The 7189-nt window shown below is 46.3% G+C and carries 7 protein-coding genes and 1 pseudogene; 4 read left to right on the top strand and 4 right to left on the bottom strand.

Annotated elements, in window-relative coordinates:
- A partial coding sequence (locus tag Q0236_RS11005; protein ID WP_297917861.1) for a molybdopterin molybdotransferase MoeA occupies nt 1-1174 on the bottom strand: 1174 nt, incomplete at its 3' end.
- A complete protein-coding gene (murA, locus tag Q0236_RS11000) occupies nt 1171-2439 on the bottom strand; it encodes a UDP-N-acetylglucosamine 1-carboxyvinyltransferase (RefSeq protein ID WP_297917856.1) in 1269 nt (422 codons plus the stop codon). The genes murA and Q0236_RS11005, both read right to left, overlap by 4 nt.
- A gap of 126 nt (nt 2440-2565) precedes the next feature.
- Between murA and Q0236_RS10995 the strand changes: the two genes are divergently transcribed.
- From Q0236_RS10995 to Q0236_RS10980, 4 genes are all read left to right on the top strand, one after another.
- Nucleotides 2566-3201, top strand: coding sequence for an NlpC/P60 family protein (locus Q0236_RS10995; protein ID WP_297917853.1), 636 nt, complete (start codon nt 2566-2568; stop codon nt 3199-3201).
- 568 nt (nt 3202-3769) lie between these two features.
- Nucleotides 3770-4327 carry a rhomboid family intramembrane serine protease gene (locus Q0236_RS10990; RefSeq protein ID WP_297917850.1) on the top strand — a complete coding sequence of 186 codons (558 nt, stop codon included), beginning with the start codon at nt 3770-3772 and terminating at the stop codon, nt 4325-4327.
- A gap of 44 nt (nt 4328-4371) precedes the next feature.
- Nucleotides 4372-5046 carry a histidine phosphatase family protein gene (locus Q0236_RS10985; RefSeq protein ID WP_297917847.1) on the top strand — a complete coding sequence of 225 codons (675 nt, stop codon included), beginning with the start codon at nt 4372-4374 and terminating at the stop codon, nt 5044-5046.
- A 409-nt stretch (nt 5047-5455) separates the two neighbouring features.
- Nucleotides 5456-6100 (top strand): ferritin family protein, encoded by a 645-nt coding sequence (locus tag Q0236_RS10980; protein WP_297917844.1) that lies wholly within the window; start codon nt 5456-5458, stop codon nt 6098-6100.
- Nucleotides 6101-6641: 541 nt separating this feature from the next.
- On the opposite strand, the gene Q0236_RS10975 is transcribed toward Q0236_RS10980, so the two are convergent.
- Both Q0236_RS10975 and Q0236_RS10970 read right to left on the bottom strand, forming a co-directional pair.
- Nucleotides 6642-6875 carry a hypothetical protein gene (locus Q0236_RS10975; RefSeq protein ID WP_297917841.1) on the bottom strand — a complete coding sequence of 78 codons (234 nt, stop codon included), beginning with the start codon at nt 6873-6875 and terminating at the stop codon, nt 6642-6644.
- A gap of 188 nt (nt 6876-7063) precedes the next feature.
- Nucleotides 7064-7189 (bottom strand): annotated as a pseudogene (locus Q0236_RS10970) (hydrogenase); the annotation flags it as partial.

The following is a 7189-nucleotide window of genomic DNA, read 5'->3' as shown; positions in this document are numbered from 1 at the left end:
CATAAATTTTTATAATTTCTCCCTTTTCCACCGTCTCGCCCGAAGCGGACGATACGAAATAATGGGTGCAAAGCGAGAGCGGCTTTATCATTCCCGATTGCGTCTGCACGGGCGTAAAACCGCCGTCTTTGTAGATGCCTAGAGTTATATCGATGCGGGAAGGTCTGGATTTGATCGAGCTCTTTGCTTCGGCGAGTATCGGCTCGGGATGTAGGCATTCGCCGCCTTCGCCTGAAATTTTTCGCAAAATCGGCAAAAATAGCACACGGGTCTGAATGAACGCCGCCAAAGGATTGCCTGCCATCGCAAAGACGAATTTACCGTCCTTTTCATAGCACTTCGTAGGCCTGCCGGGCTTTACGTTGATGTGATCAAAAACCATCGAAAAGCCCAGATCCTCGAGCGCTTTTTGCATAAAATCGGCCTCTCCGGCGCTAGCTCCGCCGCTTGAGATTACGACGTCAAATTTCTCGCAAGCCGATCTTAGCGCCTCTATCACGGCGGATTTTTCATCGCGGATTATGCCTAAATATTCGCTTGCAAAGCCGGCCTTGCGTAATAGCGCGCGAATTCCGCTTGCATTGGCGTTGTAAATTTCGCGCTCGTCCGCGCTCTGCCAAGGCTCTTTAAGCTCGTCGCCCGTGGAAAACAGAGCGATTTTCGGCAGGGTAAAGACGCTTATTTCATAGATTCCCTGCGCGGCTAAAAGCATGATCTTTGCGGGTGTAAGCACCTCCGATGCGTGGAGTAAAATTTCGCTCGCGCGCACCTCCTCGCCCTTTTTGCGGAAGCCGTCGCCGATTTTGATATCTTGTGGAAGTCGCAGCTCGCCGTTTTTAGGCTCTACGTCCTCCAGCCTAACAATGCCGTCTGCGCCTGCTGGCATCGGCGCGCCGGTCATGATCTTTTGAGCCTGTAGCTCTGAAATTTCGTAAAAATTTTTATCGCCGGCGAAGATCGTAGGCTCTTTTATCTTTAAAATTTTATCCACGGCGGCGCTGTTGTAGGCATATCCGTCCAGCGCGGAGTTATCGAAGCCGGGCATATCTTTACGCGCCGTAATATCCTCACTCAAAACCCGCCCCAAAGCCTCCTCTAGCGTTAAAATTTCAGTGCCGCGAAGAGGCAGGACGCGCCCTAAAGCAAGTTCTATCGCATTTGAAATATCTATCATTCTTCAAGCCTTTCTATGCTAGCGCCGAGCGCGCTAAGCTTTTCCTCGAGCTTTTCGTAGCCGCGATCTAAGTGGTAAATTCTATGTATTTTGCTCTCGCCGCGCGCCGCAAGAGCGGCTAAAACGAGCGCCGAGCTGGCGCGCAGATCGGTAGCCATCACGTCCGCACCGTTTAGCTTGCCGCCGCTGATCGTCGCGATGTGGCCGTTTAGGCGGATATCTGCGCCCATTCTTGAAAGTTCGCTTACGTGCATGAAGCGATTTTCAAAAAGCCTCTCGTCGATGGTACTGACGCCCGAGGAGATGCACGCAAGCGCCATAAACTGCGCCTGCATATCGGTAGGAAAGCCCGGATATTCGCTCGTGATGATCTCTACGGGTTTGATCTTTGAAGCGGGCAAGATCGTTATCTCGTCGCCGCCGTTTGAAATTTCAAATTTAAAGCCCATATCTTCAAATTTTGCAAGCACCGCCCCAAGATGAGCCGCGCAAGCGTGCGTGATCGTGATGCGGGAGCCCGTGATCGCGCCTGCGCACAGATAGGTGCCCGCCTCGATGCGATCGGGAATAATCGAAATTTCATCCAAGCTTAAAAGCTCGCCGCCGCTTCCTTTAATGAGGATTTCGTTCGTGCCGATGCCCTCTATGTCGATACCTGCGCTTTTTAATGCTTTGCAAACGGCGATTACTTCGGGCTCTTTTGCCGCGTTTATGATATGCGTGGTACCGCTTGCTAAGGCAGCCGCCATTACGATATTTTCGGTGCCGGTGACGGTAATTTTGTCAAAATTTATAGTCGCGCCCTTAAGCCCCTTTTTTGCTGTGCAAACGACGTAACCCTGCTCGATCTTAACCTCCGCGCCCATCTTTTCAAGCGCGCTAAGGTGTAGATCGATCGGTCTTGCGCCGATCGCGCAACCCCCCGGAAGGCTTACCTCGCAGTGTCTAAACCGCGCTAAAAGCGGCCCTAGCACCAAGATCGAAGCGCGCATTTTGCGCACTATGTCGTAGATCGCCTTGGTCGAGTTTACCTCGCGCGTATCGATTTTGACGGTATTGGCGTCAAGGAACTCGCACTTTGCGCCTAAATTTGAAAGCAGCTGAATTAGCGTGTGGATATCGGAAACTGCGGGTAAATTTTTAATTACGACTTCGTTTTTTGAAAGGATGGATAGAGCTATGAGCGGCAATGCTGCGTTTTTTGCGCCGCTTATTTTGACGCTGCCGCTTAGTTTTTTGCCTCCGTTAATTCGTAGATAATGCATGATTTCTCCGTGTAAAATTTAAATAATTATACAGAATTTAGCTTTAAAGTTACCATTTTGTTACCGCCAGGCGCTAAAATTGCGCCGTACGTTCAAATCGTCGCATAATTTTATTTAAGGATTTATATGAAACAACTAATTATCTGCGCTTTGGGTGCGTTTTTGCTGGTCGGCTGCTCCTCAAAAGCCCCATCCGCTGGCAGTCAGCAAGCGTATGTCTTAAACGATCGCGAAGAGGGGATAACCTCCATACCAGGAAGCGAGTTTAACCGCCCGCTAATCGCATCTGTAGACGATTACACTGGCACTCGCGCTGGAGGGGACTGCAGTGGATTTATCACTGTGCTAAATGATAAATACGATGATCTATTTTTTAACTCAAAAGATCTGCCAAAATACTTCACCAACGGACGCAAATCCCAAGCAATATATAATTATTACAGCCGTAAAAATTTACTCAGCAATACGCCGCGAGTGGGGGATTTGGTGTTTTTTCAAAACACTTTGCGTTCTAACAAAGGTAAGGTCAATAACGAAATCAGCCATATCGGTATCGTGCGCGAGATATATGCCGATGGTCGCGTGAAATTCGTCCACAATACTCGCGGTAGAAATCAAGCGGACTTCGTAAATTTGAATAAGAAGAACGTCCATGTAGCAGGGCAAAAGATGGAAAATAGCTATATCGTGCGCTGCGGCAAAGATCGCATAAGCTGCCTAGCATCGAACCGCTTCGCAGGATACGGACGGGTGAACAATTAAAATTTCTGAAATTTCTTAGGGGTAATTTTAAAATTTTAGCATAGAATTTTCGCGGGATTTTTGCGTGGAGCTTGCGCGCAGGCTTAGAATCCACGCGCGAAACATCGCGAAACGCAGAACTATAATTGTTAAATTTAAGGCTGGATAGAATTTTAAAATTTCAAAGCTAATTTAAGTCCGCCGGAATTTTCAATTTAAATTTAAAGCTCAAATTTAAAAATTTAAAATCCGCAGAAAACCCGCGAGATTTGCGCTAAATTTCAAATCTTGTCCGAATGCGAAGCGCTTAAACGAGTAAACGCGATACGCGATAAAATAAATACGCAGCTTTTATATTTTAATTTAAAATTTGCGTTTAAAATTTCGGCGCGTATTTGAGCGCACATAAAGTCGGCGTCGCGTTGTAGAGCGTGTATGCGCGCGTCGCGCCTTTTTAAATTTAGCCTCAAATCGCGCCATTTTAAATCAACTTCAATCTTGCATAAAGCACGGCCGCGAAATTTCATCGTAAATTTAACCGAAATTTCGCTACTATGCGCAAAATTTATCCAAAAAATTAAGGAATTTTATGCAATCAGGCAAATTTACGCTCGCTCTCATCGCGCTAAACGTTCTATTTTTCGCGCTCTCATTCGCGCTGGAGGAGTTTTGGGGCTTTAGATCCTACATAGTTTTCGGGCTTAATCCATACTTTTTCGAGGGTATGCCGTGGCAGCTTCTAAGCTCCTTTTTTATGCACGGCGGCATCGCGCATCTGGCGATGAATATGGCGGTTTTGTATCAGTTCGGCGGGATTTTGGAGCGGGCGTTCGGCGGGGCGAAATTTGCGTTGCTTTACATCGCTGGCGGCCTGTTTACCGGCGCGCTTTGCCTCATTTACGTTTGGTACGCGCTAAGCAGGGGTGAGCTCGTAAATATAGTGGGCGCAAGCGGCGCAATATGCGTGCTTTTGGGTATCATAGCGTGCTTTGACAGGCGGAGAGCGGGCGGGATCTTCGTTGCGATACTGCTGATGAGCTTCCTGCCGATGTTAATGGGCGTAAACGTAGCGTGGTACGCGCACATAGCGGGCTTTGCGGTCGGCTACGGCTTCGGACTGATCCAGAAAAGATTTAGAATTTTGTAGAATTTAACGCTAAATTATACATAAAATTTTATGAAAGGATGCAGATGAAACGGATATATTTTATAAGACATGCTGAGGCGCAAAGCGGCAACGGAAGCGATTTCGAGCGGGCATTAAGCCAAGTGGGCGAACTTTGTGCAAATAAACTTGGAGAAAAGCTGCGTAGCTTGGGACTTACGCCTGATTTAATTATTACAAGCTCGGCTATACGCGCACTCCATACGGCGCAAATTATCGCTAATGCGTTGGATGCGATAAAAAGGGTAGCGTCATTGCGAGAGTTATACGACGCAAGCTTATGGGATTTGGCAAAGTTTGTTCGCAGCTTGGATGAGAAACGATTTTTTGGGTGCAGTGTGAATGTTGAAAAATACAATGCGGTTGGTCTGAGTAGCGAAAAACATCGCGACGCAAACGCTGAAAATTCTGCTTTTAAGAGCACTAAAATTCCCGCTAGCATTGGCGAAAATAATGCGCTATCTTGCAATGATGTGGAAATTTCTAGCACTGATGTTATGCAAAATTTTAACGCAGCTAGCGCAGAATGCGTATTTATCGTTGGACATAATCCGGCAATAGGCGGAATTTGCTCGCTTTTAGGCAAGAAGGAAGTCGATAAATTTCCTCCTTGCTCGATTTGCGGCTTAGAATTTGACGTTCATAAATTCTCAGAAATTACTGATCATAGCGGCAAAATGGTAATGCTGCAGTGCCCTTAATTACGCTTTTAACGCTTCATAATTACAATCGGGCGGCTCGTTGGCGCATAAGGCTAATTTTGCCGAGCACTGCCATATACTCGTAAAATAAGACCATATGGCAAAATAGCAAATTATTTTTGAGATAACTTTAAATTTTAAAAAATTTCCAATGATGTGACTAGCCTTGAAATCGTAGACTAAATGAGTCAGAAAACTAAATTTCATATTTTTAGATGATCAAGTGTTAGCACTTTCGCTTGAAATTCCATTTGCTTTGAAAAACCTTAAATTTAGATTTTACAGATGGAAATTTCACGCTGAAATTTTCTCAAAAATATAAATTTATTGAGAAGAATAAAATTTATTAAGTAAAATTTAATAGTAGCTGTGGTATCATTCCGCAAAATTTTTGATAGGGGAGTTGAAAATGAGACAGTACGAAACTTACAGATGCGACAAGTGCGGCGCGGAGGTCGAGGTGCAAAACGTAGGCGGCGGCACGCTTAGCTGCTGCGGAGAGCCAATGAAATGCATTACCGAGGATCTGACGCAGGTAAATTTAATGAAGGCGTTCGCAGGCGAGTCTCAAGCGCGCAACAAATATGATCTTTACGGCGATTTGGCCAAAGAGGCAGGCTTTCACGCTATCGCGCGACATTTTTACGAAGCCGCCGAAAACGAAAAATGGCATGCCAGAGCCGAGCTAAAGGCGCATCACGCAGCTGCAGGTATTCCGCTTGATAAGATGGATAAAAATCTGCTCGATGCCGCCGCGGGCGAGCGCTATGAACACGAGAGCATGTATCCGAGCTTCGCTAAAATCGCAACCGAAGAGGGTAAAAAAGAGGTAGCGCGCCTTTTTAACGCTATCGGTAGGGTCGAGGAGGAGCACGAGCGCGAATACAACGAGCTTCAAAAGATCCTGCTACAAGAGGGCTTTTTCGAGAGTTTCGACGAGGAAGTTTGGGTGTGCGAGGTCTGCGGCCACGTCCATCGCGGCAAAAGGGCTCCCGGCGCCTGTCCGCTCTGCAAGGCTCCGCGCGAGTATTTCAAAAAACAAAGGCTCGTTTAAGCCTAAAAATTTGGCTTTGCGGGCGCGGTAAACAAGTGCCTGCGAAGCCTCTAAATTTAGGGCTTTACGTTCAGTAGAATTAAAAATTGCGGCGATTTAAATTTAACGCCGCTCATATCACGGCGCGATTTTGTCTTGCGCTGAGCTTTAAAATTTAAGCAAAGCGCGCGATCTTAAGCGGTCGTGATTTGTGCACGATCGGTGCATGGCTAAGCTCGTGCAGATTAGCTTGCGCGGAATTTAAATGCGGTCTAAATTTAAATTTACGAGCAGCTCGGTGCAACGCAGGTTTTGTTAAAATTTGATGGATAGTTTGGCTTCTTAAAGTCTGATAAATTTAGCGCGAGATTTCGTCTTTTGCTCCTTTTTCCGCGCAGGTCGCGGATTTGACGAAATCTCGGGCTAAATTTTTAGCCCACAACTCCTTTTCTTATCCCCTAAGAAATGAAATTTCGCCCTTTTTGGGCGAAATTTCTTCGTTTTGAACCCCAAGCACGGCTAAATTTAGAGGTTTGCGTAGCACAGCCGATAAGTTTACGCTTTAAAATTTCAAGATAAATTTCAGATACGGCTTGCGCGGTCTTGCCTCCGCAAAACTCGCCGCCCTTAAAATTTCAAAGCTAAATTTTAAAAGGCGAAATTCTAAAGCGATACTGGTTTTGAGCGCCGATAGCTCCGCGCTGTGTTTAAATTTTAAAAGATAAAATTTCAGAAGTAGAAAACCCAAAATCGCAAAGTAAAATTTTAAATTTAGACCTTGCTCGCCAACTCCCATGCATGTCGCAAAAGCTGCCGAAGCTTTACAGATCGCGCTTGCGTGTCATATTGCGCCCGTTATGTTTTCGCGCCGCCGAGTTTTACGCGCATAAATATATCAAACTTCTCGCATCAAACATATCAAATCTGTGAGCGTTAAAGAACTCGTGCTTAGCCAAGCCTCGCTCCGCTGCAAATTTTAAAATTTCACACCTCGAATTCCTCGGCGACCTTCGCCGCAAGGCGCAGTTTGTCGCTATCGAAGTGGGTGTAGATGCGCGAAGTATTTAGGCTCGCGTGGCCGAGGGCTTCTTGGACGAGCACGAGGTCCTT

The organism is uncultured Campylobacter sp., assembly GCF_938031315.1.
GTDB lineage: Bacteria > Campylobacterota > Campylobacteria > Campylobacterales > Campylobacteraceae > Campylobacter_B.
This window is presented reverse-complemented; position numbering and strand designations above follow the sequence as displayed.

Excerpts from the sequence above, each read along its gene's own strand:
- murA (WP_297917856.1), bottom strand. The coding sequence starts at position 2,439 with ATGCATTATCTACGAATTAACGGAGGCAAAAAACTAAGCGGCAGCGTC.
- Q0236_RS10995 (WP_297917853.1), top strand. The coding sequence starts at position 2,566 with ATGAAACAACTAATTATCTGCGCTTTGGGTGCGTTTTTGCTGGTCGGC.
- Q0236_RS10990 (WP_297917850.1), top strand. The coding sequence starts at position 3,770 with ATGCAATCAGGCAAATTTACGCTCGCTCTCATCGCGCTAAACGTTCTA.
- Q0236_RS10985 (WP_297917847.1), top strand. The coding sequence starts at position 4,372 with ATGAAACGGATATATTTTATAAGACATGCTGAGGCGCAAAGCGGCAAC.
- Q0236_RS10980 (WP_297917844.1), top strand. The coding sequence starts at position 5,456 with ATGAGACAGTACGAAACTTACAGATGCGACAAGTGCGGCGCGGAGGTC.
- Q0236_RS10975 (WP_297917841.1), bottom strand. The coding sequence starts at position 6,875 with ATGGGAGTTGGCGAGCAAGGTCTAAATTTAAAATTTTACTTTGCGATT.